This window comes from Streptomyces sp. NTD91, from assembly GCF_059510455.1.
In genome coordinates, this window is the sequence record NZ_JCAJZW010000015.1 from 1 (window position 1) to 25,927 (window position 25,927).

General features: G+C 71.2%; 25 protein-coding genes and 4 pseudogenes. 8 read left to right on the top strand and 21 right to left on the bottom strand.

The window, feature by feature from the left end:
- The coding region (locus tag AC5WRT_RS17445; protein ID WP_496100364.1) for a beta-ketoacyl synthase N-terminal-like domain-containing protein at positions 1-1,475 on the bottom strand (1,475 nt) is incomplete at its 3' end.
- A gap of 388 nt (positions 1,476-1,863) precedes the next feature.
- Between AC5WRT_RS17445 and AC5WRT_RS17450 the strand changes: the two genes are divergently transcribed.
- Positions 1,864-2,157 (top strand): Rv0250c family protein, encoded by a 294-nt coding sequence (locus AC5WRT_RS17450; protein WP_496094372.1) that lies wholly within the window; start codon positions 1,864-1,866, stop codon positions 2,155-2,157.
- 251 nt (positions 2,158-2,408) lie between these two features.
- On the opposite strand, the gene AC5WRT_RS17455 is transcribed toward AC5WRT_RS17450, so the two are convergent.
- The 16 genes and pseudogenes from AC5WRT_RS17455 to AC5WRT_RS17530 form a co-directional block, all read right to left on the bottom strand.
- Positions 2,409-2,987 carry a helix-turn-helix transcriptional regulator gene (locus tag AC5WRT_RS17455; RefSeq protein ID WP_445412319.1) on the bottom strand — a complete coding sequence of 193 codons (579 nt, stop codon included), beginning with the start codon at positions 2,985-2,987 and terminating at the stop codon, positions 2,409-2,411.
- Positions 2,988-3,886: 899 nt separating this feature from the next.
- Positions 3,887-4,468, bottom strand: a complete 582-nt coding sequence (locus tag AC5WRT_RS17460) for an NADPH-dependent FMN reductase (RefSeq protein WP_496094373.1) — start codon at positions 4,466-4,468, stop codon at positions 3,887-3,889.
- A complete protein-coding gene (locus AC5WRT_RS17465) occupies positions 4,465-5,454 on the bottom strand; it encodes an RNA polymerase sigma-70 factor (protein ID WP_496100365.1) in 990 nt (329 codons plus the stop codon). The genes AC5WRT_RS17460 and AC5WRT_RS17465 overlap by 4 nt, the downstream gene beginning before the upstream one ends.
- A 199-nt stretch (positions 5,455-5,653) precedes the next feature.
- Positions 5,654-6,391, bottom strand: a complete 738-nt coding sequence (locus tag AC5WRT_RS17470) for a hypothetical protein (RefSeq protein ID WP_496094375.1) — start codon at positions 6,389-6,391, stop codon at positions 5,654-5,656.
- Between the two features lie 101 nt (positions 6,392-6,492).
- Entirely contained in the window at positions 6,493-7,155 is a 663-nt protein-coding gene (locus AC5WRT_RS17475; RefSeq protein ID WP_496094376.1) for an acetate uptake transporter, read from the bottom strand.
- A 239-nt stretch (positions 7,156-7,394) separates the two neighbouring features.
- Complete coding sequence (locus tag AC5WRT_RS17480) at positions 7,395-8,846, bottom strand: purine-cytosine permease family protein (RefSeq protein ID WP_496100366.1); 1,452 nt, start codon at positions 8,844-8,846, stop codon at positions 7,395-7,397.
- A 114-nt stretch (positions 8,847-8,960) separates the two neighbouring features.
- A complete protein-coding gene (locus AC5WRT_RS17485) occupies positions 8,961-9,908 on the bottom strand; it encodes a polysaccharide deacetylase family protein (RefSeq protein WP_496100367.1) in 948 nt (315 codons plus the stop codon).
- A 173-nt stretch (positions 9,909-10,081) separates the two neighbouring features.
- Entirely contained in the window at positions 10,082-10,204 is a 123-nt protein-coding gene (locus AC5WRT_RS17490; protein WP_496094379.1) for a ribosomal protein bL36, read from the bottom strand.
- Positions 10,205-10,269: 65 nt separating this feature from the next.
- The gene (gene rpmG / locus AC5WRT_RS17495; protein ID WP_496094380.1) at positions 10,270-10,434 is read right to left on the bottom strand and encodes a 50S ribosomal protein L33; all 165 of its coding nucleotides are present in this window, start codon (positions 10,432-10,434) and stop codon (positions 10,270-10,272) included.
- Between the two features lie 124 nt (positions 10,435-10,558).
- Positions 10,559-11,634, bottom strand: a pseudogene (locus tag AC5WRT_RS17500) (fatty acid desaturase family protein).
- Between the two features lie 127 nt (positions 11,635-11,761).
- Positions 11,762-12,760: a type I glyceraldehyde-3-phosphate dehydrogenase gene (gene gap / locus AC5WRT_RS17505; RefSeq protein WP_496094381.1), complete on the bottom strand. Its 999-nt coding sequence runs from the start codon at positions 12,758-12,760 to the stop codon at positions 11,762-11,764.
- A gap of 115 nt (positions 12,761-12,875) precedes the next feature.
- Positions 12,876-13,832, bottom strand: coding sequence for a GlxA family transcriptional regulator (locus AC5WRT_RS17510; protein ID WP_496094382.1), 957 nt, complete (start codon positions 13,830-13,832; stop codon positions 12,876-12,878).
- 95 nt (positions 13,833-13,927) lie between these two features.
- Positions 13,928-15,382: an argininosuccinate synthase gene (gene argG, locus AC5WRT_RS17515; RefSeq protein ID WP_496094383.1), complete on the bottom strand. Its 1,455-nt coding sequence runs from the start codon at positions 15,380-15,382 to the stop codon at positions 13,928-13,930.
- A 208-nt stretch (positions 15,383-15,590) separates the two neighbouring features.
- Positions 15,591-15,809, bottom strand: a pseudogene (locus AC5WRT_RS17520) (LLM class F420-dependent oxidoreductase); the annotation flags it as partial.
- Between the two features lie 186 nt (positions 15,810-15,995).
- Positions 15,996-17,654 carry a penicillin-binding transpeptidase domain-containing protein gene (locus tag AC5WRT_RS17525; RefSeq protein WP_496100368.1) on the bottom strand — a complete coding sequence of 553 codons (1,659 nt, stop codon included), beginning with the start codon at positions 17,652-17,654 and terminating at the stop codon, positions 15,996-15,998.
- Positions 17,655-17,915: 261 nt separating this feature from the next.
- Entirely contained in the window at positions 17,916-18,482 is a 567-nt protein-coding gene (locus tag AC5WRT_RS17530) for a TetR/AcrR family transcriptional regulator (protein ID WP_496094385.1), read from the bottom strand.
- An 83-nt stretch (positions 18,483-18,565) separates the two neighbouring features.
- On the opposite strand from AC5WRT_RS17530, the gene AC5WRT_RS17535 reads away from it, so the two are divergent.
- Positions 18,566-19,489 carry an SDR family oxidoreductase gene (locus tag AC5WRT_RS17535; RefSeq protein WP_496094386.1) on the top strand — a complete coding sequence of 308 codons (924 nt, stop codon included), beginning with the start codon at positions 18,566-18,568 and terminating at the stop codon, positions 19,487-19,489.
- 240 nt (positions 19,490-19,729) lie between these two features.
- Here AC5WRT_RS17535 and AC5WRT_RS17540 read toward each other — a convergent pair.
- Positions 19,730-19,836, bottom strand: a pseudogene (locus AC5WRT_RS17540) (IS5/IS1182 family transposase); the annotation flags it as partial.
- Between the two features lie 4 nt (positions 19,837-19,840).
- On the opposite strand from AC5WRT_RS17540, the pseudogene AC5WRT_RS17545 reads away from it, so the two are divergent.
- A pseudogene (locus AC5WRT_RS17545) lies at positions 19,841-19,969 on the top strand (IS5/IS1182 family transposase); the annotation flags it as partial.
- Here AC5WRT_RS17545 and coaD read toward each other — a convergent pair.
- Both coaD and AC5WRT_RS17555 read right to left on the bottom strand, forming a co-directional pair.
- A complete protein-coding gene (coaD, locus tag AC5WRT_RS17550; protein WP_496094387.1) occupies positions 19,942-20,454 on the bottom strand; it encodes a pantetheine-phosphate adenylyltransferase in 513 nt (170 codons plus the stop codon). The pseudogene AC5WRT_RS17545 and the gene coaD overlap by 28 nt on opposite strands.
- A 201-nt stretch (positions 20,455-20,655) precedes the next feature.
- Entirely contained in the window at positions 20,656-20,940 is a 285-nt protein-coding gene (locus AC5WRT_RS17555; RefSeq protein WP_496094388.1) for a DUF1540 domain-containing protein, read from the bottom strand.
- 306 nt (positions 20,941-21,246) lie between these two features.
- Here AC5WRT_RS17555 and AC5WRT_RS17560 point away from each other — a divergent pair, with 306 nt between their 5' ends.
- From AC5WRT_RS17560 to AC5WRT_RS17580, 5 genes are all read left to right on the top strand, one after another.
- Positions 21,247-21,597, top strand: a complete 351-nt coding sequence (locus AC5WRT_RS17560) for a hypothetical protein (RefSeq protein WP_496100402.1) — start codon at positions 21,247-21,249, stop codon at positions 21,595-21,597.
- A complete protein-coding gene (locus tag AC5WRT_RS17565; RefSeq protein WP_496094389.1) occupies positions 21,492-22,112 on the top strand; it encodes an erythromycin esterase family protein in 621 nt (206 codons plus the stop codon). Before AC5WRT_RS17560 ends, AC5WRT_RS17565 begins: the two co-directional genes overlap by 106 nt.
- Complete coding sequence (locus AC5WRT_RS17570) at positions 22,109-22,507, top strand: ACT domain-containing protein (RefSeq protein WP_496094390.1); 399 nt, start codon at positions 22,109-22,111, stop codon at positions 22,505-22,507. Before AC5WRT_RS17565 ends, AC5WRT_RS17570 begins: the two co-directional genes overlap by 4 nt.
- Positions 22,508-23,004: 497 nt before the next feature.
- On the top strand, positions 23,005-23,457 hold the full coding sequence (locus AC5WRT_RS17575) for a hypothetical protein (protein WP_496094391.1): 453 nt from the start codon (positions 23,005-23,007) through the stop codon (positions 23,455-23,457).
- A gap of 606 nt (positions 23,458-24,063) precedes the next feature.
- Entirely contained in the window at positions 24,064-24,744 is a 681-nt protein-coding gene (locus tag AC5WRT_RS17580) for a hypothetical protein (protein ID WP_496094392.1), read from the top strand.
- Positions 24,745-24,892: 148 nt separating this feature from the next.
- On the opposite strand, the gene AC5WRT_RS17585 is transcribed toward AC5WRT_RS17580, so the two are convergent.
- On the bottom strand, positions 24,893-25,849 hold the full coding sequence (locus AC5WRT_RS17585) for a hypothetical protein (RefSeq protein WP_496094393.1): 957 nt from the start codon (positions 25,847-25,849) through the stop codon (positions 24,893-24,895).
- Positions 25,850-25,927 lie beyond the last annotated feature (78 nt).

Sequence of the window (25,927 nt, forward strand, 5' to 3'; positions counted from 1 at the left end):
TCCTCCACCGCCCCGGCGAAGGAAGCCAGTCGGCCCGCCTGCCCGGCCAGACCCTCCCGACCGCGACCCGACACCACCCACGGCACCACACCACCGGCCGCGAACACGGGATCCGGCTGCTCCCCTCGCTCCTCCGGCTCCAAGACGCCCGGCGGCGCCTCCTCCAGCACCACATGCGCGTTCGTCCCGCCCATGCCGAAGGAGGAGACACCGGCCATGAGGGAGGTGTCGGGCCGGGGCCAGGGGCCGAGGGCGGTCTGGACGCGCAGGCGCAGGGTGTCGAGAGGGATGTCGGGGTGGGCGGTCTCGTAGTTGAGACTGGGCGGGAGTTCGCGGTGCTGGAGCGCGAGGATCGTCTTGAGCAGGCCGGCGATGCCCGCCGCGCCTTCCAGGTGGCCGATGTTGGTCTTCACGGAGCCGACGTGCAGCGGCGGTGCGCCGGCAGCTCGGCCGGCGCCGAGGACGGCGCCGAGGGCCGCCGCCTCCACGGGGTCGCCTACCGGGGTTCCCGTGCCGTGGAGTTCGACGTACTGGATGTCGTCGGGAGCGGCTCCGGCGTTGCGCAGGGCGCGGCGGACGACATCTTGCTGGGCTGCGGCATCGGGGGCGGTGAGGGTGGTGCCGCCGCCGTCGTTGTTGAGGGCGCTGCCGCGGATGACGGCGCGGATCGGGTCGCCGTCGGCGAGGGCGCGGTCCAGCGGCTTCAGGACGACGAGTCCGCCGCCCTCGCCTCGGACGTAGCCGTTGGCGCGGGCGTCGAAGGTGTAGCAGCGGCCGTCGGGGGAGAGCGCGCCGAAGCGGTGAGGGAAGAGGCTGCTCTGCGGGGCGAGTTGGAGGTTGACGCCGCCGGCGAGGGCGATCTCGCTGTCACCGCTGCGCAGGCTCTCGCAGGCGAGGTGGAGGGCGACGAGGGAGGAGGACTGGGCGGAGTCGAGGGTGATGCTGGGGCCGCGCAGGCCGAGCAGGTGGGAGATCCGGTTCGCAATGAGGGCGCGGTGGGTGCCGGTGAAGGATTGGTGGGTGACGCTGTCCGGGTCGAGTCCGTGGGCGAGCGTCGCGTAGTCGTCGTGGGCGGCGCCGATGAAGACGCCGGTGCTGGTGGCGCCGAGGCGTGCGGGGACGACGCGGGCGTCTTCCAGTGCCTCCCAGGCGAGTTCGAGCACCAGGCGCTGCTGCGGGTCCATGGTGTCGGCCTCGCGGGGCGAGATGCCGAAGAAGCCGGCGTCGAAGCCGGTGACGTCGTCGAGGTAGCCGCCCCAGCGGGGTGCGTCGTCGCCGGGTGTGCCCTCGGCGGCGCCGGCGAGCCGCAGCCGGTCGGCGGGGGTGGGGCGTACGGCGCTGTCGCCGGAGCGCAGCAGACGCCACAGGGCGTCGGCGTCCGGGGCGCCGGGCAGACGGCAGGCCAGGCCGATGACGGCGATGGCACGCTGGGGCGCGGCGTTGAGCCCGTACCGTGTGCGTTCTGACTCGCTCATTCCACTCCACCAACTTGTCGGCCCAGCCCTGTGGGCCCGCGGACGTCGGGCAGCGCGTGCTGACGGCATGCGTTCGGCGCGCGGCGTGGTCGACGGCCCGCTCCGGCCGGTCGGGGCAGGGCTGGGGTTCCCGGGCCGTCGGGCTACCCACGCTAGGCGCGCACCCACTAGGGCGGCCCCTAGATTCCCCGGGCGTCGGACAGGGCAGGAACTCGACGCTGTGACCGGCGGTTTCGGGAAACGCCCAGACATGGTGGGCCGAGCGGTGGCGGGTGTTGCGCTCGCCGGTGCCGGTCCTTCTCAATGAGGCAGTGCCGCCCGCCAGGGGCGGTGCCGGCCCGGCGTGCGTGCGGGCGCCTGTCCGGCCCCGGAGACGGAGGGAATGCAGATGAGCGCTCAGCTGGTGGAGGTGCGTGACGCCCTGGTGAGGTTGCGCGGCAGTGTCGAGTCGCTGCGGTCGGCCGGCGGTGACTCCCCTTACATCCGCAGGCTGATGAACGACCTGGACCGCTTCCAGGTGGACATGGAGGACCTGCCGGGTGCGGGGCTTCCGGTGACGGCTGTGCGCGGTGCGCAGGGGGTGGTGCGGGAGATGGTCCCGGTTCCGGTGCACGACTCGCCGCACCTGCACGCACCGTGGCCGGACGCCGACGACGAGGGCATCGGGGGGCATCGGCGCTGACTCGGCGTACCGCGCCGACGGGACGTGCGTGGGCACGGGTCGTACGCCGTCGCGTCTCCCACGCCCCTGGGCGGTGATGCGCCGCGCCCGGTGATGTGCCGCCCCCGGTGGTGATGTGTCGCACGCCGTTCCCCCGGGCGCGAGCGCAACGACGGACGCCGGCTTCCCGGGGGTGCGGGGAAGCCGGCGTCCGAGGGCCGTGGCGGCGGCGTCACCTCGCGAAGTCACCTCACGAGGTCACTTCCCGAGGGTCACTTCACGAAGTCGGGCACAGCGCGGGGCGGCCAGCTGCCGACTGTGAGCACGCCCATGGAGTAGGCGCGGGAGACCAGTGCGGCACGGTTGGGAGCCTTGAACCGGCGGAGCATCAGACCGACGTGGTACTCGACGCCCTGCCGGCTGAGGTAGAGACGCGAGGCCAGCTGCACGGTCGAGGCGCCGGTGGCGACGCCCTCCAGGATGCGGGCGTCCAGAGCGGTGAGGATCGGCGTGGGCTTGGCGGGCCGCTCCGCGGCCTCGGTGGGCTCGTCGTCCGGGCTCATCAGCACGACGACGCCGGAGAGGTCGTCCCCCTCGCCCTTGACGGCGATGCCGGTGATCTCCGCGGAGAACACCCGGTCGTGCCCGCGCATCGCGACCACCCGCTCGACGAAGCGGCTGCCGTGGCCGGTCGACAGGTGGGAGAAGTGCTGGGAGAGCACGGTACGGGCGCTGGGGTGCAGGACGTCGTAGATGCTGCGTCCGCAGACCTCAGTGGACGGCCGTGCGACGTGCCGGAAGAAGTCGGCGTTGGCCGCCTCTATCCTGAGCCCGGGGTCGAGGCTCGCCATGCAGGTGACATGGTGTGGAGCGGCCTGCCGTCGGTCTCCTCGGCGGGCGCTGCGCGGGAATTCCGGATGACCACTGACCTTTGTCGACCTGTCGGCGTGCGGGAGCATGGAAATATCGCCTCCTGGACGTCACACGTACTCGGAATGCGAAGCAGGGACGAGATGGAAGAGGCCGCCACGGCACGTCCGTTCCATTCGTTTATCTGCGTCGATGCCGGCGACATTAGGTGGGGCGCGTCCGGGGAGTCAACGCAGGTCCGGGCCGGCCGGAAAACACTGCGGTGTCTGGGGCGGGCGGGTTCGGTCATCACGCGTAGCGTGGGTTCGGCGCCGGGGTTCGGTACGGTCACGCGCGCACCGGTTGGGGACCGCACCGTCGCATGACGAGCCCGCGGCGCGAACATGACAGCGCTGTGTCCCGCGCGGGCGTTGGAACCTCGACACGGCCGCGACCTGCGACGAAGAGCGGGGATCCGTCAACCGGAGCCCGTACGTCCTCTACGGACGACCGAACGGCACGCAGTTCACGCCCGACTCGCATCACGGCGAGGTAACGATGGAGGCCGTCTGGTTTGATCATGCAGATCCAGGGTAACTCAACCGCTCCGCAGGCCGGCTCCGGAGCGCCCCCACAGGATTTGCTACCGAAATCCCTCTCCCATCCCGTACCCGTTGCGGCCCCTCCCGGAAACACCGACATGTTTACCGGAGAAGGGGCCCGCCGCCGCAAGAACTCATTTCGCGGAGAACTCGGCGCCGACCTTTGCGCACTCGATCCGAACCGGACCACGGCACGGCATTTCCAGGGGGCCCGCCCCGTACCGCGCCGCATCGCGCTCGCGCCGGTCCGTCCCGGCGTCACCGAGGCAGGCCGGCGCGAGCCGGTGCGGACAGGCACGTCAGGCCGTCGCGGTGGACGGCTTCCGGAGCGGGGCCAGCGCCCGGGCCCACGCCAGCAGTTCGTCGACGAGGCCCTGCACCTCGGACACTCGCGGCCCTCGCGGACGGAAGTCGGCGAGGTCCACGAAGTCCTCCCTCAGTGACAGCGCCACCTGGGGTGCGATGTCCGCCATGCGCAGCGCGCCCGCCTGAGCCCGTAGCTTCTGTACGGCCACGACGGCGCCGAAGACGCCGTAGCCGACGTAGCCGACGGGCTTGCCGCCCCACTCCTCGTAGAGGTAGTCGATGGCGTTCGTCAGGGAGGCGGGCGGCGCGGTGTTGTATTCGGGAGTGACGACGATGAAGGCGTCGTACGAGCCGATCCGCTCGGCCCAGCGCCGGGTGTGCGGGCGCCCGCCCGGCGCGACGCGCGCCGGCACGGCCTCGTCGAGCAGCGGCAGCGCGTAGTCCTTCACGTCGACCACGTCGAACTCCGCCGTGTCTCCCGCGTGTTGGGCCGCGACGTCCCTCACCCACCTTGCCACCCGGTCGCCTTTCCGGCCGGGGCGGGTACTGCCGATGACGATACCGGTCCTGATCATGTCCGGTTCTCCTGTTCCGGTTCCGGTACGAACGCCTGGATGGCGGTCAGGCCTGCTTCCGGCCCTGCCGCGTCCTCCCGGGCGCGCTGTGCCTCGCGCAGCAGCGCCCAGGCGTCGGCGACGGGACCCAGGTGGCCGAGCTTGTCGGGATTGCTGACCGTGCGGATCGCCTGGATCCGCCCGCCGAGGATGTCGAGAATCCAGATGTTGACGACCTTGCCGTCACGGTCGCGCAGGACCGCGCCGGGCCGGCCGTTGACCTCGCGGGGTTCCACCACCCCGCCGATGACGAGGAACGGCACGAGGAGGGTGTCGAGCATCCGGCACAACTGGTCGACGCCGTGGATGCCTCCGGCCCACCGGGGCGCCTTGCCGCCGCTGTCGGCGACCATCTGGACGTCGGCGGCGAGCAGTTGGCGCAGGCCCTCGACGTTGCCCTCCCTCAGGGCGGCGAAGAACCGTCCGGCGAGTTCCTCGCGTTCCCTGTGGTCGGCCTCGAAGCGGGGCCTGCCGGCGTCCATGTGGTGGCGCGCGCGTACGGCGAGCTGGCGGCAGGCCGCCTCGGAGCGGCCCACGGCCGAGGCTATCTCGGGGAAGCCGAAGGCGAACACCTCCCGCAGGACGAAGACCGCCCGTTCGAGGGGGCTGAGCCGCTCCAGCAGGAGCAGGGACGCCATCGACAGCGAGTCGGCCAGTTCCGCCGCGTGCTCGGGGTCCTCGTACGGGTCCGTGAGCAGCGGTTCCGGGAACCACGGCCCGACGTACTCCTCGCGCCGGACCCGGGCGGAGCGCAGCACGTCGATGGAGATCCGGGTGACCGTGGCCGAGAGGAACGCCCTGGTCGAGGCCGGGCGGCTGGGCGAGAGGTCGTAGCGCAGCCAGGTCTCCTGGACCGCGTCCTCTGCCTCGGTCACGCTGCCGAGGACGCGGTAGGCGATGGAGAACAGCAGGGGCCGCAGTTCCTCGAACTCCTCGACGCGGCTCACGTGGGCCTCTCCTGCCCCGGCTCGGGCTTGCCCGGCGCGAACACCCGCATGACCATCACCTCTCTGCGTCCGAGTCGCTCTTCGAGATCTCAGACGAAACAGCACGGCCATCTGTGACATGCGCGGGCGAGCCCCACCGGCCGGTGCCGGCTTCCGCGAGGTGAGCGCCGGTACTCGTCGACGGCGGCCCCGGCAGATCTCACTTCAGGATGTTGACCGCACGGGCGACCACGAGGACCACCGTCACCAGGGACACCGAGGACTGCAGCATCATCAGCATCTTCGACCAGCGGGAGAGCGGCATGACGTCGGTCGGGCTGAAGGCGGTGGCGTTGGTGAAGGAGAGGTAGAGATAGTCCAGGAAGGCCGGTTCCCAGTCCGGCGGGGCCAGCTCCGGGCTCTGCATCTGCACGAAGAGGAAGTCGGGGAACTGGTACCGTCCCTGGACCCGGGCCATGGGGCCGCCCCGGTCCCACTCCCAGTACCACAGGGCGAACACGATCACGTTCGTCACCCAGATGATGCCCCCGGTGAGCAGGAGCGGAACCGCGCCGCCTCCCCCTTCGCCGCTGACCAGTTCCCCCACGAGCCGGACCGCCGACCAGCCGTTGGCCACACTGATGACACCGGCGAGGATCAGGCCCAGGTACCGCAGCAGCCGGGTGCGGGGCTCCACACGCCGGGGATTGGCCGCGATCAGTCCGGCCAGCAGCACCAACTCCAGCGCGGGCAGCGCCCAGACCGTGCGGAGCAGGATGAGCCGGTTCGGCAGCATCAGCTGCAGGGCGACGGCCGCGAGGATCACCACCGTCACCGTCCAGCGCGGCTCGCCGCGGGTCGCCCGGCGCCATGCCGGGACCAGTTCGCGCTCGCCGCTCTCCAGCAACCGTTGGATCCTGGCCAGCCGGCTCCGGGCGTCGTCCATGTCGTCGTTCATGACGAGGATTGTCCAGGCCGGGTGCATGCCGGTGAGGGCCGGGCCTTCGGCGACGCACTCATGCGGCCCCGGAGCCGGGGCAGCGGTCAGCTGAACGGGACTCAGGCGAGCCGCTCGCCCGGCGGCGGGGCCGCGCCGGGCCGGCGCGGGCCGACGGGGAGGAGGGTGCGGCCGTGCGACTCGTTGATGACGGTCGCCGCCGCCGCGTACCAGGCGGCGAGTCCCGTGAGAATGCCGAACCAGCCGCCCACCTGAGTCATGACGTGCGGCGGCGGGCCGGTCTGGAAGGCACCGATGGCCAGGAAGAGGTAGGTGAGCATGAGCAGCACCAGCACCGCCAGCACGGCGAGGCTGACCCTCAGCGCGGCAACGGCCATGAAGGCCGTGAAGATCGCCCACCCCAGCAGGAACAGACCGAGGGCGTTGTGCGTGTTGCCGGCCAGCACCAGGCGCGGTGCGATCCACCAGTACGACAGCCAGAAGGCGCCGTACGAGCAGAACGCGGTGGCACCGAAGGTATTGCCCCGCCGAAATTCGAACAAACCTGCGACGAACTGAGCGAGACCGCCGTAGAACGCGGCCAGCCCCAGCACCGGCACGATGGCGCCGGCCTCCTTCAGCAGGTGGGTACTGGTGATCGACAGCATCAACGTGGTCAGGGCCAAGCCGGCCAGGCCCAGCGGGGCCGGGTCACCCCATGCCGCCGACTGCGGGCTCGCCGCGGGTGGCCGCTGCGGGTGGAGGCTCCTCGTGTCCTCGTTCATGACCGGCATCCCTTCGACCAGAGCAGAGACCAGCACCCGGCACCTCATGAACGTGCTGGTCGGAACCCCGAGGCGGGTCGACGGCGGTCAGGCGCGACCTGCACCTTAGGGAAAGTACCCGTTTGTCCGGTTTATATGTGAGTGGTTCGGCCGGCCACGACGCAGCACCCCGCCCCATCGCCCTGGGGTGGCGGCGGGACCCAGGGGCGGCAGCGGCCTGGGGGCCCCGCCCTCCGGGTTCAGGGCTCGCGGTGCTCTTGTGCCGCCTGCTCCAGCGCTTCCGCCTCGGCCTGGGCGATGCGGGTCTCGGCCACGACGTCGATCGAGCGGGTCAGCCACCAGTACAGCAGCGCGGCGACCGGGAGGCCGATGAACAGAGAGATGTCGGCTCCGCCCAGTGCCTCGGCGGCGGGACCGACGTACAGGGTGCCGACGGAGAAGAAGGGGATCACGGCGGCGAAGCCGACCAGGTAGGCGATGATCCCGTGCCAGCCCCAACGGCCGTAGATGCCGCGCGGGTTGAAGATCTCCGCGATCGCGTAGTGTCCGCGGCGCACGACGTAGTAGTCCATGAGGTTCACCGCGGTCCACGGAATGAACAGATAGAGCACCAGCAGGAGGAAGTTGTTGAAGTTCTGCAGGAAGTTGGCGGTCGCGGCCAGTGCGCCGACCAGGGAGAGCGCCGCGGTCAGACCGATGGTCAGCAGGCGCACGCCCAGGGTCGGGCGCACCCGCTTGAACGAGTCGATGGCGCTGATGAGGGTCAGCGAACCGCCGTACATGTTCAGCGCGGTGACGGACACCAGGCCCAGGGAGGCGAAGAGCAGCACGATCGCGCCGAAGCCGTCGAACACCTTGTCACCGGCGGCGTTGATCGACTTGATGGTGTCGAAGTCCTTGCCGGCCCAGGCGGCGAGCAGCGTGCCGAGGATCATCAGCCAGATGCCGCCGAGGGCGGAGCCGAAGTACGTCCAGTAGAAGGTCTTGCGGACCGTCACGTCCGGCGGGAGGTAGCGGGAGTAGTCGGAGACATAGATGGCCCAGCTGATCTGGTAGCCGGCGACCACGCCGAACTGGGCGAGGAACGGCGTCCACTTGAAGGCCCCGAGGTCGAAGGAGCCCGCCGGATAGTGCAGGGTGACGAGGACGCCCACGGTGAAGACGCCGAAGACGACCAGGAAGGTGTACGTGAGAACCCGCTCGGCCCTGTGGATGATGTCGTAGCCGACCAGCGCCACGACCAGCGCCACCACGGTGACCACCACCACCCACAGCTTGACGCTGCCGTGCAGGGTGGTGTGCAGGGAGTCGGCGGCGAGGATGCTGTTGAAGACGTTGAACCCCGCGTACTGCACGTACGCGAAGAGCCACACCAGCAGGGCGCCGACGTAACCGAACTGGGGCCGCGACTGGATCATCTGCGGAAGGCCCAGCTGGGGTCCCTGCGCCGAGTGGAAGGCCATGAAGAAGGTGCCGATGACGGTGCCGGCGACGATGGCCAGCAGGGACCATATGAGGTTGCCGCCCTCGGTGATGCTGATCAGACCCACGGCCAGGGTGGCGATCTGCGCGTTGGACATGAACCACAGCGGACCCAGGTGCCAGAGCTTGCCGTGCCGTTCGTCGAGGGGGACGTAGTCGATCGACCGGACCTCGAGGCCGGACACCCTCGGCTCGGCTGATGTGCTCATGATGCCTCCCGGGCGACCCGTGCGTCTCTGGGACACATTGTGATCCGTGGGGGCCGTGGTGACGAGGGGTGTGACATGAGTACCCGGGCCGGAATGTGCCGTACGAGGCGCGTCTCAGGGCCGGTGCAGGGCGTCCGAGAGGCGGACGAAGCGGTGGCCCGCGGACAGCAGGAGCGGTACGGCGGCTGCGATGCCCCGGGCGGTGCCACCCTCGGGGTGGTTCATGTGGCACAGGACGACGGACCCGCCCGGCGCGGCGGCGACGGTGGTGCGGACCTGCTCGTGGGTGAAGGTGGCGCCGCCGTCGCCGTTGACCGAGAAGCTGACGAACCGCTCCCCGAGGTCGGTGACGATACGGGCCGCGACGTCGTCGCAGTAGGCGGTACCGGACCGGAAGAAGCGCGGGGGTGCGCCCAGCAACCGGGTCAGCTCGGCACGGTTCCCGGCGATCTCGTCGTAGACCTCGCCGGCGCCGCGGGTGCCGGGAATGCCGTACGCGGAGCGACCGGTGACCGACAGCGGGCGGTGCCGGGTGCCGTGGTTGGCGATCTCGAAGAGCGGGTCGGCGGCCAGCCGGTGGAACGTCGCCGGGTTGGCGCCGATCCAGCGGGAGTTGATGAACAGCGTCGCCGGAACGCGCCGTGCCCGGAGGAAGTCGATCAGCGCCTGGTCGTAGCCGCTGCCGCCGGGCCCGCCGCACGCGTCGAAGGTCAGTGCGATGTCGCGCGTCGGGTGCGGCAACGAGTGCACCACGCCGGGGCCGTCGAAGCCCCAGGTGTGCGGCACACGGTGCCCGTAGCGGGCCACGACCTCGGCGCGGGTGACGGGAGGCCGGGCGGCGGCGGTCGTGGCGGGGGGTGTGGCGCCGACGGTGGGCGGGGTCGCCGTGCCGCCGCCTGTCGCCGGCGAACCGGAGGGGGCGGTGGCGGCACCGCCGCCGTTCCTCGGGCCGGCGCAACCCGTGAGGAGTCCTCCCGCCACGGCGGCCAGTACCGCACGCCGACCAACCGTCATCCGGTCCCCCACCCGATCCAGGGCCGCCCGCTGCCGACGGCCACCCACGACGGCCACCGTACGCAGCGGACCAGGCACGATCGTGAAGACCGGGGTAAGAGATCCTCCAGAATCAGGTCGCGGATCACCGACCCGGAGATGGATGGACCCGGTCCCGCGGGCGCGGGACCGGGTCCATGTCTTCTCGGTACCGGTCGTCGTCAGCCCTCGCGGGCCCTCGGTCAGCCCTGGCGTAGCGTGAAGCGCCGGTTCTCCTTGTTCACGACGAAGACCGCACCGCGGCGGCGCACCACCTGGGCGCCGGGCTCGGACTTCAGCGAGCGCAGGGACGCGCGCGCCTTCATGGCTGGGTTCTCCTCGTACTCGAAGGCACACGGCGGTCGGCCACGGGCCGGGCCGACCGTGTGGTTCAGCGTTCCTCGCGGAACGCGACGTGCCGGCCGGCGACCGGGTCGTACTTGCGCAGGACGAGCCGGTCGGGGTCGTTCAGACGGTTCTTGCGCGTCACGTAGGTGACGCCGGTCCCGGCCGTCGACTTCAGCCTGACGACGGGACGCACGGTGCTGCGTGCCATGAGAATCTCCCTTCACCGACATCCCGGAATTGGCCCGAGCATGTCAGCGATGGACCCAACGCCGCCGGCCGCTCAGGCATTCCCAGGGGCGCCGGTGCTGGTGACAGCATCCCCGGGGCCGTCGTCAGGAGGCCCGGCGCTGCCGCCTGATCGGTTCTCCCACCCGGTGCATGTGCGTCAGCGCCTCCCGGTAGGACTGGATCAGTCCGGTCTCGTGGTACGGCACGCCGATCTCAGCGCAGTAGGCGCGGACGATGACCCGGGCCCGGCGCAGATGGGGGTGGGCATGCCCGGGAAGAGGTGGTGCTCGATCTGGTGGTTGAGGCCGCCGAGCAGGACATCGGTGAGCCGGCCGCCGCGTACGTTGCGGGAGGTGAGGACCTGACGGCGCAAGAAGTCTGGCCGTTCGTCCCCGGTGAACATGGGCGTGCCCTTGTGGTTCGGGGCGAAGGTGCAGCCGAGGTAGACACCGAAGAGGCACTGGTGCACGACGAGGAACGCGACCGCCTTGCCGGGCGAGAGCACCAGGAACAGCGCGGACACGTAGGCAGCGAGGTGCAGGAGAAGCAGGCCGGCTTCCAGGGCCCGGTGCCTCATGGACGGCGAGCGCAGCGCCCGCAGGCTCGCGACGTGCAGGTTGAAGCCCTCCAGCGTGAGCAGCGGGAAGAACGGCCAGGCCTGGTGGCCCCCGATGAGCCGGGCGAGGCCACGGCTTCGGCGGGCCTGGGCGTTGGACCACACCAGGATGTCCGGGGCGACGTCCGGATCGAGTTCCTCGTGGTTGGGGTTCGCGTGGTGGCGGGTGTGCTTGTTCTGCCACCAGCCGTAGCTCATGCCGATCCCGAGGTTGCCGAAGAGCCGGCCCCACGTCTCGCTCGGCCGGCCCCGCCGGAACACCTGGCGGTGCGCCAAGTCATGGGCGACCAGGGCGACCTGGCCGAAGACGAAGGCGAGGAAGGCGGCCACCGCCAGCTGCCACCAGGTGTCGCCGAGGGCGAGGAAGCCGCCCCAGCCGGCCGCGAACAGCGCGCTCACCAGAGCGAGCCGTGCCGTGTAGTAGCCGGGGCGCCGCTTCGTCGGTCCCGCCTCGGCGACACGCCGGGACAGCCGGGCGAAGTCGCTGCCGGCCGCGGAGCCGGACGTACGGGAACGGGCGGCCGTCGCCTCGGCGGTGACCGAGGCATGAGTGGAAAGGGCCATGCCGTCGAGTCTCGGCGCGCCCGTTCGGCCGCAACAGCCGGTCAGTCACCGGATGCGACGGGGGGCTTTCCCTACGGCGGTGCAGGGTGTTGCCACCACCGCAGGCTGTTGAGCCGCGTCTTCCGGGTCAGCGCCGGGAAAGGAGCTCGAGGGTGTCGATCACGCGGTTGGAGAAGCCCCACTCGTTGTCGTACCAGGCGACCACCTTGATGTGCCGGCCGTCGACACGGGTGAGGGCCGAGTCGAAGATCGAGGAGGCCGGGTTGCCGGTGATGTCGGACGACACGAGCGGGTCCTGCGAGTACTCCAGGATGCCGACGAGCGGGCCCTGTGCCGCGGTGCGGTAGGCGGCCAGGACGTCGTCGCGGGTCACGTCGCGCGCGACGGTCGTGTTGAGTTCCACGATCGAGCCGACGGGGACCGGCACGCGGATCGAGTCGCCGGACAGCTTGCCGTCGAGGTTCGGCAGCACGAGACCGATGGCCTTCGCCGCGCCGGTCGTGGTCGGCACGATGTTGACGGCGGCGGCGCGGGCGCGCCGGGCGTCGCGGTGCGGACCGTCCTGGAGGTTCTGTTCCTGGGTATAGGCGTGCACCGTCGTCATGAACCCGTGCTCGATGCCGGCGAGTTCGTCCAGCACGGCGGCCAGCGGTGCGAGCGCGTTGGTCGTGCAGGAGGCGTTGGAGACGATGGTGTGCAGCTCGGGGTCGTACGCGTCGGTGTTGACCCCGTACGCCAGCGTGACGTCGGCTCCGTCGGACGGCGCGCTCACGAGCACCTTCCGCGCACCCGCGTCGAGGTGCGCGCGGGCGGCCTTGGCCGAGGTGAAGCGGCCGGTCGCCTCGAGGACGATGTCCACGCCGAGTTCGGCCCAGGGCAGTCGGCCCGGCTCGCGCTCGGCGAGGACGGTGATACGGCGACCGTCGACGACGAGGGCGTTCCCGTCGGCGGTCACGGGACGGCCGAGCCGGCCGGCCGTGGTGTCGAAGGCGAGCAGCCGTGCCAGGGTGGCGGGTTCGGTGAGGTCGTTCACGGCGACGACCTCCAGGGCGCTGCCGCGTTCGAGCAGTGCGCGCAGGACGTTGCGTCCGATGCGACCGAATCCATTGATGGCGATGCGAGTCATGAGCGGTGTCGTCCCTTCGGATGCCACGGTTCCTTCGGCTCGCCCCCAGCATCGCGCGCCGTGCCCGCGCGTGACCATGTCGAGAGCGCCATGGTTCGCAAGGATCGCGCCAGGGTCACTCGCCCTGGGTGAAGGTGCGCCGGTATTCGCTCGGGGTGGTGCCGAGGATCCGCTGGAAGTGGGTCCGCAGATTCGTGCCGGTGCCGAGTCCGACGTCGGCGGCGATCTGCTCGATGCCGCGCTCGGAGCGCTCGAGCAGTTCCCGGGCCAGGTCGATGCGGGCGCGCATCACCCACTGCATCGGGGTGTACCCCGTGTCCTCGACGAAGCGCCGGGAGAGCGTGCGCGGCGAGACGGCCGCGTGCCGGGCGAGCACGGCGAGATTGAGCGGCTCGCCGAGGTGGCGCAGCGCCCATTCGCGGGTGGCCGCGAACCGTTCGCCGAGCGGCTCGGCCACGCGGCGCGGCACGTACTGGGCCTGACCGCCGCTGCGATAGGGCGCGGCGACCAGGCGCCGCGCCGCGTGGTTGGACACGGCGACGCCGAGGTCCCCGCGCAGGATGTGCAGGCACAGATCGATGCCGGAGGCGGCGCCGGCCGAGGTCAGCACGCTGCCCTCGTCGACGAAGAGTACGTCCTCGTCGACCCGGATCAGCGGATGCTTCGCGGCGAGGGCCCGGGAGTAGTGCCAGTGGGTCGTCGCGCGTCTGCCGTCGAGCAGGCCCGTGGCCGCGAGCGCGAACGCTCCGGTCGAGATGGCGGCGAGCCGGGTGCCCCGCGCGTGGGCGGCGAGCAGCGCATCCACGACGAGTGCCGGCGGGTCCTCGCGGTCCGGGAACCGGTAGCCGGGAATGAAGACGATGTCCGCCCAGGCGAGCGCGTCGAGGCCGTGGGCGACGTGGTACGACAGCCCGTCGCCGCCCGTCACGAGCCCGGGCGCCGCCCCGCACACCCGCACCTCGTACGGCATGCTCGGCCGCGTCGTGAACACTTGCGCCGGGATGCCGACGTCGAGCGGCTTGGCGCCTTCGAGCACCAGGACGGCGACGCGTCGCAATCGGGGGGACGGCATGTGCCACAGCGTACGAGAGGGCCGTACGACGACGGGCCCCGCCGGTGGTGAACCGGCGGGGCCCGCTGCCCAAGGGTGAACAGCCGCTCGGCGGGTCAGTCCGTGCCGGACTCCATCGCGGCGCGGTCCAGCGCGGCGTCCTCCTCGGAGACCTCGCCGCGGGAGGCGATGGCCTCGGCGCCGCCCTCCGGCAGCTCCGGCATGGTGCCGATCAGCCCGGTCGCGGCCGCCTGAGAGGCCCCGATGGTGGGGCTGCCGGTGCCGATCAGGCCGAGGCCGACGTACTGCTCGAGCTTCGCACGGGAGTCGGCGATGTCGAGGTTGCGCATGGTGAGCTGGCCGATACGGTCCACTGGGCCGAAGGCCGAGTCCTCGGTGCGCTCCATGGACAGCTTGTCCGGGTGGTAGCTGAACGCCGGGCCCGTGGTGTCGAGGATCGAGTAGTCCTCGCCGCGCCGCAGCCGCAGGGTCACCTCGCCGGTGACGGCCGCGCCGACCCAGCGCTGCAGTGACTCGCGGATCATCAGCGCCTGCGGGTCCAGCCAGCGGCCCTCGTACATGAGGCGGCCCAGGCGCCGTCCCTCGTTGTGGTACTGGGCCAGGGTGTCCTCGTTGTGGATCGCGTTGACCAGACGCTCGTAGGCCGCGTGCAGCAGCGCCATGCCGGGCGCCTCGTAGATGCCGCGGCTCTTCGCCTCGATGATCCGGTTCTCGATCTGGTCGGACATGCCGAGGCCGTGGCGGCCGCCGACGGCGTTGGCCTCCATCACCAGGTCGACGGCGGAGGCGAACTCCTTGCCGTTGATCGTCACCGGGCGGCCCTGCTCGAAGCCGACCGTCACGTCCTCGACGGCGATCTCGACCTCGGGGTCCCAGAACCGGACGCCCATGATCGGCTCCACGGTCTCGATGCCGGTGTCCAGGTGCTCCAGGGTCTTGGCCTCGTGGGTGGCGCCCCAGATGTTGGCGTCGGTGGAGTAGGCCTTCTCCGTGCTGTCGCGGTAGGGCAGGTCGTGGGCGACCAGCCACTCCGACATCTCCCTGCGGCCGCCCAGCTCGGTCACGAAGTTCGCGTCCAGCCAGGGCTTGTAGATCCGCAGGTTCGGGTTGGCGAGCAGGCCGTAGCGGTAGAACCGCTCGATGTCGTTGCCCTTGAAGGTCGAGCCGTCGCCCCAGATCTGGACGTCGTCCTCGAGCATCGCCCGCACGAGGAGCGTGCCGGTGACGGCGCGGCCCAGCGGCGTGGTGTTGAAGTACGCCCGGCCGCCGGAGCGGATGTGGAACGCGCCGCACGTCAGTGCGGCCAGGCCCTCCTCGACGAGGGCGGCACGGCAGTCGACCAGGCGCGCGACCTCGGCGCCGTAGGTCTTCGCACGGCCGGGCACCGAGGCGATGTCGGGCTCGTCGTACTGGCCGATGTCGGCGGTGTAGGTGCACGGGACGGCGCCCTTGTCGCGCATCCACGCGACGGCGACCGAGGTGTCGAGGCCGCCGGAGAAGGCGATACCGACGCGCTCGCCGACCGGAAGGGAAGTGAGGACCTTGGACATAGGAAGAGTATGCATCATTACGCATGTCCATGCATAGCCCGGACCGGCATCCGGGTGTGCCGCGCTGTTGCAGGGCGGTCTCGGTCCGGCTTCCGCTCAGCGTCCGCCCCTCCCCCACCCGGCAGAAGGACGCCACCCGCGCGATCGGGGGGCCGCGCAAGAGCGCGCCCGACGAAGCCCGCCGCCCCCGCGCCGGTGGAGGGGCGGCTCAGGCGGCCGCCGGCTCGCCGAGCAGTCTCCAGGTACGGCGCCGGTCCGCGTCACCGCCCGGGTCGGTCGCCGTGAACCCCGCCCCCGTCGCCCCGGCCTCGCGGTAGCGGCGCACCTCGGCGGCGACGGTCTCCTCGTCCCCCGATGACGGCGACGTCCGCGGCCCGGGTGGCGCCGGCCAACCGATTCCGCGCCGACGGGAGGGGATCCTCTCGTAGGCGTCCACCGCTCCGGCGAACTCATCGCCGGGCACCTGCGGTCGACGCCGCGACCCTCGAGACGGTCGGCTCCAAGGGCTACGACGGCTTCGCCCCCGCCGTGGTCACCGGACGGGCGGACGGCCGGCGGGACGAACGGTCCCCGCCGGCGACACGGCCCCCGGGGCGATCGCCGAGGCCCCGGATCAGCTGCCGGTCAGCAGCCGTCGTACGACGTAACCCGCGGAGTCCACGCCCGAGCTGCCGCCCTCGACGAGCGCCGCGACCGAGATGCGCGAGTCGTAGGCGGTGAGCCAGCCGTTGGTGTGGTCGCCCTCCTCCGCGGTGCCGGTCTTCGCGCCGACACCCGTCAGACCGCCCAGTCGTGGCGCCGCCGTTCCGCTCGCGGCGACGCTGCGCATCATCGACTGCAGATACCCGGCCGTGCGGGCGGAGAGGGGCCGGGACGCCCTCTCCTGGTGCTGCCCCGGCACGATGATCGGCTGCTTGAACCCGACGCCCCGGACGGTGGCCGCCACGGACGCCATGAACAGGGGCGTGGCGGTGACCTTGCCCTGACCGATGAACTGGGCCGCCTGGTCGCCGCCCCGGACGTCCGGCGGGATGCTCGGGTCGGTGGTGGCGACCCCGCCGCCGATGGACCAGCTGCCCAGGCCGAAGACGTTCACGGCCTCGTCGTGCAGGGCGGAGGCGTCGCCGTCGTGCACGAGGTAGTGGAAACCGTCCTTGATGAAGGAGGTGTTGCACGACACCGTGAACGCCTGGGCGAGGGAGGAACCGGGGTTGGCCCGCACACCGGAGTCGTTGTGGAACAACTGGCTGTTGGCCATCAGCGAGTCGGTGCAGGGAGCCGGACTGCTCGGGGTGAGCCCGGCCTTGTCGAAGAGCGCCGCCGACGTGATGATCTTCATCGTGGAGCCCGGCGACTTGATGCCGTTGACGGCGATGTCGCCGTCGTCGCCCGAGTGCGCGATGGCGAGGACGTGGCCGTTGCGCCAGTCGAGCGCGACGGTCCCGGCGGGCTTCTGCTGCAGATGAGCATCCTTCACCGCACGCTCGGCCACCGCCTGGAGACCGGCGTCGATGGTCGTCCTGACCACCGCCGGGCGGCCCTTGACGAAGACCTTCAGCGTCTTCACACCCGCTCCGCCGGCGTCGACCACGGCCACGCCCGTGCCGGGCTTGCCGCCCTCGGGCTCGGCGTTCTTGCCGACCGTGGCCGCGATGTCCCGCAGTGAGGCGAAGCCGGACAGGTCGGTTCTGCCGTCGCTCGCGACGACCTTCGCGGGGGTGGCGTCGGACGGCAGCGTCCCCGCGGTCAGCGACTGGTCGTCACCCAGGCCCGGATAGAGCACCGAGTTGTTCCAGTGGACCGCCGAGGTGCCGTTCGTGCTCTTCAGCACGGCCACCGCGCTGGGGTAGGTCCAGGTGCCGCCCGCGACCTGGGCGGTCACGTCGAAGGTCACCTTGGCGGCGCCCGGCGTCACCGACGACGGTCCCACGGACACGATGTGACCGAACGACAGCTTTTTCAGATGCAGCCCGTCGGCGTAGGCCCGCAACGCCTGCGAGGCGGTGCCCGTTGCGTCGGTGTCGCCCGCCGCGCCGTCCAGACGCTGCCGGGACCAGCTGTCCAGGAACGCGCGGGCCCGCTTCACCGCCTCGGCGTCCGACGGGGGCGTGGCCGACACGGCGGACGAATCGAAGGCGCGCGCGTCCTGGGAGTCTCCGCCATCCGCAGAGCCCGAGGACAGGCTGTGCACGATGTTGTAGGTACCGATCCCCCCGAGGGCGAGCAGCGCGGTGCAGGTACCGGCCAGGCCGATCTTCACAGCTCTGTTCATGCGCAGGATCGTATGTACGTTCCATGAAAGCGCGTGCCGATGTTCGGTGGATCGTTACCGGAACGTCAAGTACGGCCGCCGGGGCCCGTACGGCAGCGGCACACATCGGAGGTGCCAGGGGCCGACGGTCGTCGGGATCACAGAAGCGCGCCCCAGGAGACCCCCTCGGACACACCCGAGCCGCATGGACGCGACCCGACCATTGACCGTGGACGACGAGTCGAACCGCGCTGCACTCCGGTTCCCGTGCCGACCGCGGCTTCACGCCCCCGAGGCCACCGCCTTCAGTTCGGTCAGCGACTCCCGCATCAGCTGCCGCAGCGAGCGCTCCTCGGCCGGCGCGATCCACCGTTCGAACGCCACCTTGAAGACGGCGACCCCCGCCTCGGCGGCCAGGCTCGCGGCCGGCTCGGCAACGCCGCGGCCGCGCAGGGTGTCGGCGAGCGCGGACGCCATCGACGCGAGTTTGATCAGCTCGCGCTCCTGGAGTTCCGCGTTCGCCGTGATCACGGACTGCCGTCGGCGCGCGTCCTCACGCCGGTCGGCGAACACCTCGGCGACGGCGTCGAGTCCGGCCGCCAACGCGTCGAGCGGCGCCGCGGACTCCGGAGCCTCGGCGACCGTCCGCACGGTCAGCGCCTCCAGATCGGCTGCGCCGCCGAAGAGCACCTCCCGTTTGTCGGCGTAGTGCCGGAAGAAGGTCCGCTCCGTGAGCCCGGCCCGCTTGGCGATCTCCGCCACGGTGGTCTGCTCGTACCCGTGCTCCGCGTACAGCTCCAGTGCGGCTCTCCCCAGGCGTCCGCGCGCGTCCGGCTGCCATCTACCCATGCGGCGATCCTACCGTGATGACAGGGACTGACATCGGGTGTAACGTCTATGTCAGTCACTGACATCAATGTCTGGGGTCATCCATGCGCATCTTCGTCACCGGCGCCTCCGGCTGGATCGGATCCGCCCTCGTACCCGAACTCGTCGACGCGGGCCACCAGGTCGTCGGGCTCGCCCGCTCCGAGGCCTCCGCGGCCGCGCTCGTCGCGGCGGGCGCGGAGCCCGTCCGCGGTACCGTCGACGATCTCGACCTGCTGCGGGACACGGCCGCCGCGTCGGACGGGGTGATTCATCTCGCCTTCAAGCACGACATCGCCTTCAGCGGCGACTTCAGGGGTGCCGCCGAGACCGACCGCCGCGCGGTCGACGTCTTCGGCGCCGCGCTCGCCGGCAGCGGCCGGCCCTTCGTCCTGGCCTCCGGTGTGACCGGCCTCGCGCTCGGGCGGGCGGCGACCGAGCGGGACAGGCCCACGGTCGACGGCTCACCCCTCTCGATCCGCGCCACGACGGCGCAGGAGGTGCTCGAGTTCGCCGAACGCGGTGTCCGTTCCTGCGTGGTCCGCCTCTCCCCGACCTGCCACGGCGAGGGGGACAAGGGGTTCATGGCGGCGCTGGTCGCCACCGCCCGCGCCGCAGGCGTCTCCGGCTACGTCGGCGACGGCGCCAACTGCTGGCCCGCCGTCCACCGCCGCGACGCCGCGCATCTGTTCCGCCTGGCCGTCGAGCGGGCCCCGGCCGGCTCCGTGCTGCACGGCGTCGCGGAGGAGGGCGTCGCGATCCGTGATGTCGCCGAGGTGATCGGCCGGCACCTCGATGTGCCGGTGGTCTCCGTCGCACCGGAGAGCGCCGCCGAGCACTTCGGCTGGCTGGCCGGCTTCCTCGGCCTCGACTCCCCGGCGTCGAGCACGCTGACCCGCGACCTGCTGGACTGGAAGCCGACCCACCCGGGTCTCCTCGAGGACCTCGAGAAGGGGCACTACTTCCGGCCCCCGGCCGACGGCGCCTGACGAGGACTCCGCCGGCGGGGGCTCACGGCAGGAGCCGGGCGCCCTGCGGCAGGAGCGCCTGGGCACCCCTGGCAGGAGCTACGGGTGCCCGACGGCACAGGCGCCGGGTGAGGCGCGCACGCCGACGGATACCGGTCGCTCTTCCGGACCGGGACCGCGGCCCGTGTGGTGAGCCGTCGCTGGTCCCGGTACGGGGCGGGGGACGGGGAGTTGGGCTGTTCCGGAGCGGTTCGATCACCGACCGGCGTCGTCGAACCGGTGCAGGATCTCCTCGTGGAGCCGGCCCGGACTCCGGCCCTCGACCAGATCAGGAAACGCCGATGGGCCGTCGACTTCGGCATCCCGAACCAGGATATGTCCTGGCTGACCGGCTACCGCCGACTCAACCGGCGCCACGAACGTCATCCCCGCGACTACCCGGCCTTCCTCGGCCCCGCCGCAGCCCTCTGCTGCTACGAACGGCTCGTCCGGCTCACCACGCGGGACACGTCCGAGGAACCCTCGCTGACGATCCCACCCGCTGCAAGAAGTTCACTCACATCATCATCGGGGACACGGTCCTGTTGACTCGTCGCGGTGACGAGGGTGGAGGAGATGTGGGCCAGGGCGGGGTCGGCGGCGATGAAGAGCGTTTCGACTCCGGCCAGTTCGTGGTTCATGCGGGCCATCGGCATTTCGTGGTCCAGGTCGCGAACCCCGCGGACTCCGCGGACGACGACGTCGATTCCGACTCGGTGGCAGTAGTCGACCAGCAGGCCGGTGTGGGAGTCGACCGTGACGTTGCTCAAGTCAGTCGCTGTCGCACGGAGCCGGTCCAGCCGTTCCGTGATGGGGAAGCGGCCGGTCTTGTTCGGATTGACCATCACGCACACGACGACCTCGTCGAACAGGAGGGAAGCGCGCCGGAGTACGTCCTGGTGCCCTTGAGTGACCGGGTCGAAGGATCCCGGGAAGAGCGCTCGCATGTTCGGAAAGAGTAACAAGCGGCTGCCCCCGGTGGTGATGTGTCAGGGCAGCCGAACCGCCAAGCGTGACAGGGGGAACGTCTGGCGGGACGGGGCAACCGCAACGTCGGACATGGACCACGGGCACGTGGGACACGCTCCCGTCCGGTGGTCCCGGATGCTGCGCGGATCAGCGGTACCGGGTGACACGGCCTGCAGGTCTCAGGCGGGTGCGTAGGTCAGGCAGTCGACATCGGTCTGGTGATAGCCCACAGCGATGCCCGGAGCGTGGCATTCGAAGTCGACGTTGTGCCGGCAGTCGGCCATCTTGCAGGCGCCGACGTGGCCGGTGGCGGACGGGTCTCCGCCCTTCGACGGGGCGGTGAAGAAGGTGTCGCAGTGCGCGTGCCGGACGTCGCCCACGGTGATGGCCAGGGCGTGGCAGGCGCGATCCCGGTTGTAGGCGCAGTCTTGGACCGCGCATTCGTTCACGATCGGCATGTCCATGAGGACATCCTCCAGAATCGATCGGAATCCGGCTCGTCGACGACGGCACCAGGTGTGCGGCTTCGGCGCGCCCTCGCCGTATCGAGCGTGCCCTCCTGCGCCGGCGGTGGCCAGCGGACCTCGCCCGAACGTGGCACTCCCCGGCGGCCTCGGGAGCATCGCTCAGCCTGAGGAGGGCTCGGTGTCACGGACGGACAACGGCCAAGGGACATGCCGAGAAGTACAGGAGGTGGTGGTGGACCGGTCCCGGCGCCTGGTTCCCGTAAACGCACCCGCCCTGGCCCCCGGGAGTCGAGCAACTGCCGCGTGCGTGCGACCCACCGGTGCGGACGGCCGCGCGCGCTCGTCCAGGGGGTTGTCGCGGCCAAGCAGGAGGCCCGGGCCATGGGCCACAGTCCGGCGATCGGCTTCGATGCCGTGCCGACCTTCGATCCGGCCGACACCTCCTGGTCCGAGCTCGGCGCCCTGGCCGACGACCGCTTCCGGCAGAGCCTGGACCACGTCGGCCTGGACTTCTTCCCGGACGTGTTCCGTCCGTCGCCGCCGAGCAGTTGGCGGAAGCGGTCACGGCGGTCCTCACCGCGTTCAGACGAACCGACCTGCCGAAGGCCGGCATCCCTGACAGAGTTCTGCGTCGCGGACGTCGTCGGCGCGTAAGACGCGGTATCCGGTCGCCGGGTCCCGGCCGGGGGCGAGCCACCCAGGACGCGCTCATGGCCCAGAACCTCCTGGAGATCCGCAGTGCCGAGGAAGAGCGTGGAGCGCCCCTGGTCTTCGCGCACAACCACCACCTGAAGCGGAACCCGAGCATCTGGGGTCGGGGAGACCCGGCCATCGAGTGGTCCGGTGCCGGCGCCATCGTGGGTGTCCTCCTGGGCGAGCGGTACGTCTGCGTCGCCGGCAGCCTGGGCCGCGGCGAGGTCCTCGGGCTCCGGTACCCCGCCCCGGGCACGTACGAGGGCCTGCTCCAGAGCCGTATCACCACCTGGGCCCTGGACGGGGCCAGCGGTCTCCCGGCCGCCCGCACCCGGACGGACACGCGTCCCGAGCAGGCCTGCTTCCCGCTCGACCGGGCGACACTCGATGCGGTGGACGCGGTCCTGCATATCGGCGAACCCTCATCGCCCGCCTCCCGCGCGAGCGGCCGTGCGGACCATAGTGTGGGTCCGTGACCGGCGAGACTGATCTGCAGACACTGCTCCGCGACATGCGCCCCGAACTGAATCCGGGCCGCTATGTCTTCACCATGGCCGAGGGCGGCGTGCCGTCCGGTGTCACCCCGGTGGTGACGGTGGCCGAACAGGAGGGGCTGACCCTGGTCGTGCCGCAGGCGGAGGCGGACGCGGCGGGCATGGCGTACGACTACGTGGCCGGGTGGATCACCCTGCGGGTGCACTCCGCGCTGGGCGCGGTGGGGCTGACCGCCGCGGTGTCCCGCGCCCTTGCCGACGCCGGCCTGAGCTGCAACGTCGTCGCCGGCTTCCACCACGACCACCTCTTCGTGCCCCACGAGGACGCCGAGCGCGCCGTGGACGTCCTGCGGCGACTGGCCCAGGGTTCTCCCTGAGCCTGCCGAGGGTGGCGCGGGGCCCCTCGGGGGCGGGAGGAGGGGAGCCACGGCCCCGGGCGCGCCCCACGCCCCGAGCGGGCGCCGCCGCGGCGTGTACTCGACGCCCGGCACCGCGTCGTACCTCTACCCGTACACGCGGTGCGGCGCCATCGTGGGGAGATGAGTCGCATGAGCCACTCGGTGAGCGTCGAGTCCGTGGCCCGCACCTGCTTCGAGCAGGCCCTCGCCATGGTCCACGACGTGGTGAGCGGCAGCCGCTCGGAGGACGGACGGGTGCTGCTGCCCGACGGGCGGCCCGTGCTCGGCGTGCGGCTGGTGAAGGGCGAGCATCTCGCGCCCGGCGCTGTCCATGAGTCCGAGTCCGAGGACGGGGGCCCGAGCCACCGGAACAACTGCGGGTCGTCGTACGGCGGTCGGGGAGCGACCCGGCGGCCCGACTGGAACACGTCCTCGGGGACGGGGACACGGTCACCGTGGAGGGCACGCTCCACGGCGTGGGACACCCGGCCGGCGCCGAACTGCGCGGAACGTTGCGGACCGCCGGTCGTTGGCCGGCCCTCCGCCAGGCACGCGGCGAGGCCCGTGTCGACCTGCGGGCGTGGTGGAAGGCATCCGCGGGCCGGCGCTTCTCCTGCGTGCCGTTCGAGGCGCGCCTGGACCACCGCTTCGCCACGGTGAGGCTACGGGCGGTGCCCCGTCCGCGTGGCGAGGGCCGCTGGGAGATACGCCTCGTCCTGTCGCTCCGGGGCCGCTCGGTGGTCCGCCCCGTGGCCGCGGTCGGTCTGCTGATGTTCCGCCGCCGACTGCGCGCGACTTTCACCGACGCGCTGGACCGGGCAGCCCGGGCATGGAACGAGACGGTCCCGAAAACCACGGCCCTCGACATGGACGGACTTCGCACACACATCCTGGACTCGGCCGCCTCCCCGCGGGAGGACACTCCGTGACGGCACTGGTTCGGGCCCGTCGCCGCCGGCGGTGCGGCTCTGCGTCGACGGAGCGCAGCGCCGGGCCCTCGACGTCGTCCGCCCAACCGCGGTCTGCCCACGTTCGAGGTCGAGGGGATCCGGCTGTTCAAGCGCCTCACACTCGTCCTTCGCGCCGGTGTCGTCGAGCATGTCTTCTACCCGGTCTTCCCACCGAACGAGCACGCGCAGCAGGTTCTGAACTGGCTGCGTGAGAACCCGGTTCCGCACCTGTAGTCGCCGGGTCGCCCAACCCGTCCACGGCAACCGGTCGCCGTCCGCGGAGACATGGCACACAGGTTCCGCACACTCGTACGGGATGAGGGATCCCGTCAGGGCTTTCCCGTGGCCGGCGCCCGCGTCGTGTACCGTTCGCGCTCGCGCATGACACACGGGACGGACACCACAGGGGAACGACCGCGCAGGACGAACGGTACACCTTCGCGCCGCGCACGGGATTCACTCAGTGGAAACCCGCCGGACCATCCGTATCATCCATGTGTCGGGGGACCCGCAGGACAACTCCCGCTCCACGCTCGCCACAACCGCAGGCACCGGAGCGCACCCGAGTCACGATTGGAGCCACAGATGCCTGAGCCCACCGCACCTGTCACCGAGTTGACCTCGCAGTACGTCAGCCAGGTCACCAACGACCTCGAGAGCAACATCAAGGAACAGGAACGCATCACCGCCGAAATCCAGGCGTTGCAGGAGCAGTTGGCCGCGCTGCAGCACGACCAGACCATCCTGGTGAACATGCGGCAGGCCCTCGGTGTCGCGGCCGCGGTGAGTAGGACCGCTCCGGCCGAGGGCGCCGTGGTACCGGCCCCGCGCAAGAAGTCCACCACCGCGCCCGGTCCGAGCCGCGCGCCGAAGAAGGCGGCCCCGGAGCCGACCGGGCACAAGAAGCAGCTCGCCACGAAGACCGCGGCGACGAAGACCTCGCCGAAGAAGTCCCCGACGAAGAAGTCCGCGGCGAACAAGGCGGCAGGTCAGACGGCTTTGCCCACCCTCATCGAACTCGTCCGGCGCCATCTCGCCGGACAGCAGGAGCCCCGCTCGGCCGCGGAGGTCGCCGAGGCGCTGGGCAGGGCCCACCCGGACCGGGAGATCCAGACCAAGGTCATCCGCACCACGCTGGAGAACCTCGTGGCACGCAACAACGCCCAGCGCACCAAGCAGGGTTCGTCCGTCTTCTACACCGTCGCCAACGCGTCCGAGCCGACGCCGCAGAGCGCGGAGAAGTCCCCGTCCGACGCCGCCGAATGAGCCGAGGGCCGCATCGCCCCGTCCCGCAGCGCCGTGTGTGACGGGGTTCCGGGCGGGGCGATCCCGTTGGCCCCTACTCCCTTCGCATCACATGGATGACACGGGGAATCGACGAGAGGAATCGACGAGGCACCAGAACACGGGCAACTCACACCCCGGCCGTGGCCTTCTGGCGCGTCGTGTCGAACTCGGTCACCGGATCACCACCGGCCCGCCACGGCCACGCCGTGACCACGCCACCGATCGCCTCGAACACGGAACGCGCCTGGGCGCGCCGGTCCGCGGCCACCAAGGCGTAGGCGAGGAGGTTGAGATCGGCAAGCGCCTTGGCATGACGGAGGAACCCCGGCCGGCTCCAGGTCTGCGCGGCCCGGTCGAGGGCCTGCTCTGCGGTGATCTGTGACCAGTGGTTCCGCGCGACCAGTGCCTCCACTCCACCACGGTCGAGGATGGCGTGGTACTGGTGCACCTGCGCCGTGAGTTCGGTCGCCGCACAGGGCGCGTTGGCGGGCATGCGGGCGCGCAGGGTGTCCACGAACTCCAGCACCTGGATGCGCGAGCCCGCCTCCTGCGGGCTGAGGTACGACAGCATGTTCAGATAGGCTTCGCGGTTCCAGCGATCACGTGTGAGCACCTCGTTCCACACCGCGAAGACGTGGGCCTGCTGGCGGCGTTCCAGACGCACCACGGCGAGGAGGGCCACCCAGGGAGTGGGGTCCTCCGGGGCGAGTTCGGCAGCGCGCAGACACATCTCGACGGTGCCTGCGGGGTCCTCGAGACGCCCCTGGGCGCGGGCCTGGGCGACCCGGGTCCAGGCCTGCAGGACGAGCGCGTCCACGTTGCGGGGCTCACGCGTGGCCCAGGACCGCGCCAGATGTGATCCGACGAGGTATGAGGACAGGACGTCCATGCGATGCGTCCGGCGGTCCCAGTCGCCCGGATCCTGTTCCAGGAGGCGGGTCATCTGCGCCACGCACAGGTCGGTGGTCGCGATGGTACCGGTCCTGGTGGTCGCCACAAGGGACTTCAGCAGCTTGCCCAGATCCTGGTCGTCGAGCTCCGGGGCGAGGCGTGCCCTTCTGCGGCGGCTGGAGAGAAATGCCATGCCCGGAGGCTAAGGGGAATCGACGCGCGCACAAGGGCTGGGCCGAGATCGTTATGGTTTACACGTACAACTTGCCTA

Excerpts from the sequence above, each read along its gene's own strand:
- AC5WRT_RS17450 (WP_496094372.1), top strand. The coding sequence starts at position 1,864 with ATGAGCGCTCAGCTGGTGGAGGTGCGTGACGCCCTGGTGAGGTTGCGC.
- AC5WRT_RS17455 (WP_445412319.1), bottom strand. The coding sequence starts at position 2,987 with ATGGCGAGCCTCGACCCCGGGCTCAGGATAGAGGCGGCCAACGCCGAC.
- AC5WRT_RS17460 (WP_496094373.1), bottom strand. The coding sequence starts at position 4,468 with ATGATCAGGACCGGTATCGTCATCGGCAGTACCCGCCCCGGCCGGAAA.
- AC5WRT_RS17470 (WP_496094375.1), bottom strand. The coding sequence starts at position 6,391 with ATGAACGACGACATGGACGACGCCCGGAGCCGGCTGGCCAGGATCCAA.
- AC5WRT_RS17475 (WP_496094376.1), bottom strand. The coding sequence starts at position 7,155 with ATGAACGAGGACACGAGGAGCCTCCACCCGCAGCGGCCACCCGCGGCG.
- AC5WRT_RS17480 (WP_496100366.1), bottom strand. The coding sequence starts at position 8,846 with ATGAGCACATCAGCCGAGCCGAGGGTGTCCGGCCTCGAGGTCCGGTCG.
- AC5WRT_RS17490 (WP_496094379.1), bottom strand. The coding sequence starts at position 10,204 with ATGAAGGCGCGCGCGTCCCTGCGCTCGCTGAAGTCCGAGCCCGGCGCC.
- rpmG (WP_496094380.1), bottom strand. The coding sequence starts at position 10,434 with ATGGCACGCAGCACCGTGCGTCCCGTCGTCAGGCTGAAGTCGACGGCC.
- gap (WP_496094381.1), bottom strand. The coding sequence starts at position 12,760 with ATGACTCGCATCGCCATCAATGGATTCGGTCGCATCGGACGCAACGTC.
- AC5WRT_RS17510 (WP_496094382.1), bottom strand. The coding sequence starts at position 13,832 with ATGCCGTCCCCCCGATTGCGACGCGTCGCCGTCCTGGTGCTCGAAGGC.
- argG (WP_496094383.1), bottom strand. The coding sequence starts at position 15,382 with ATGTCCAAGGTCCTCACTTCCCTTCCGGTCGGCGAGCGCGTCGGTATC.
- AC5WRT_RS17525 (WP_496100368.1), bottom strand. The coding sequence starts at position 17,654 with ATGAACAGAGCTGTGAAGATCGGCCTGGCCGGTACCTGCACCGCGCTG.
- AC5WRT_RS17530 (WP_496094385.1), bottom strand. The coding sequence starts at position 18,482 with ATGGGTAGATGGCAGCCGGACGCGCGCGGACGCCTGGGGAGAGCCGCA.
- AC5WRT_RS17535 (WP_496094386.1), top strand. The coding sequence starts at position 18,566 with ATGCGCATCTTCGTCACCGGCGCCTCCGGCTGGATCGGATCCGCCCTC.
- coaD (WP_496094387.1), bottom strand. The coding sequence starts at position 20,454 with ATGCGAGCGCTCTTCCCGGGATCCTTCGACCCGGTCACTCAAGGGCAC.
- AC5WRT_RS17555 (WP_496094388.1), bottom strand. The coding sequence starts at position 20,940 with ATGGACATGCCGATCGTGAACGAATGCGCGGTCCAAGACTGCGCCTAC.
- AC5WRT_RS17580 (WP_496094392.1), top strand. The coding sequence starts at position 24,064 with ATGCCTGAGCCCACCGCACCTGTCACCGAGTTGACCTCGCAGTACGTC.
- AC5WRT_RS17585 (WP_496094393.1), bottom strand. The coding sequence starts at position 25,849 with ATGGCATTTCTCTCCAGCCGCCGCAGAAGGGCACGCCTCGCCCCGGAG.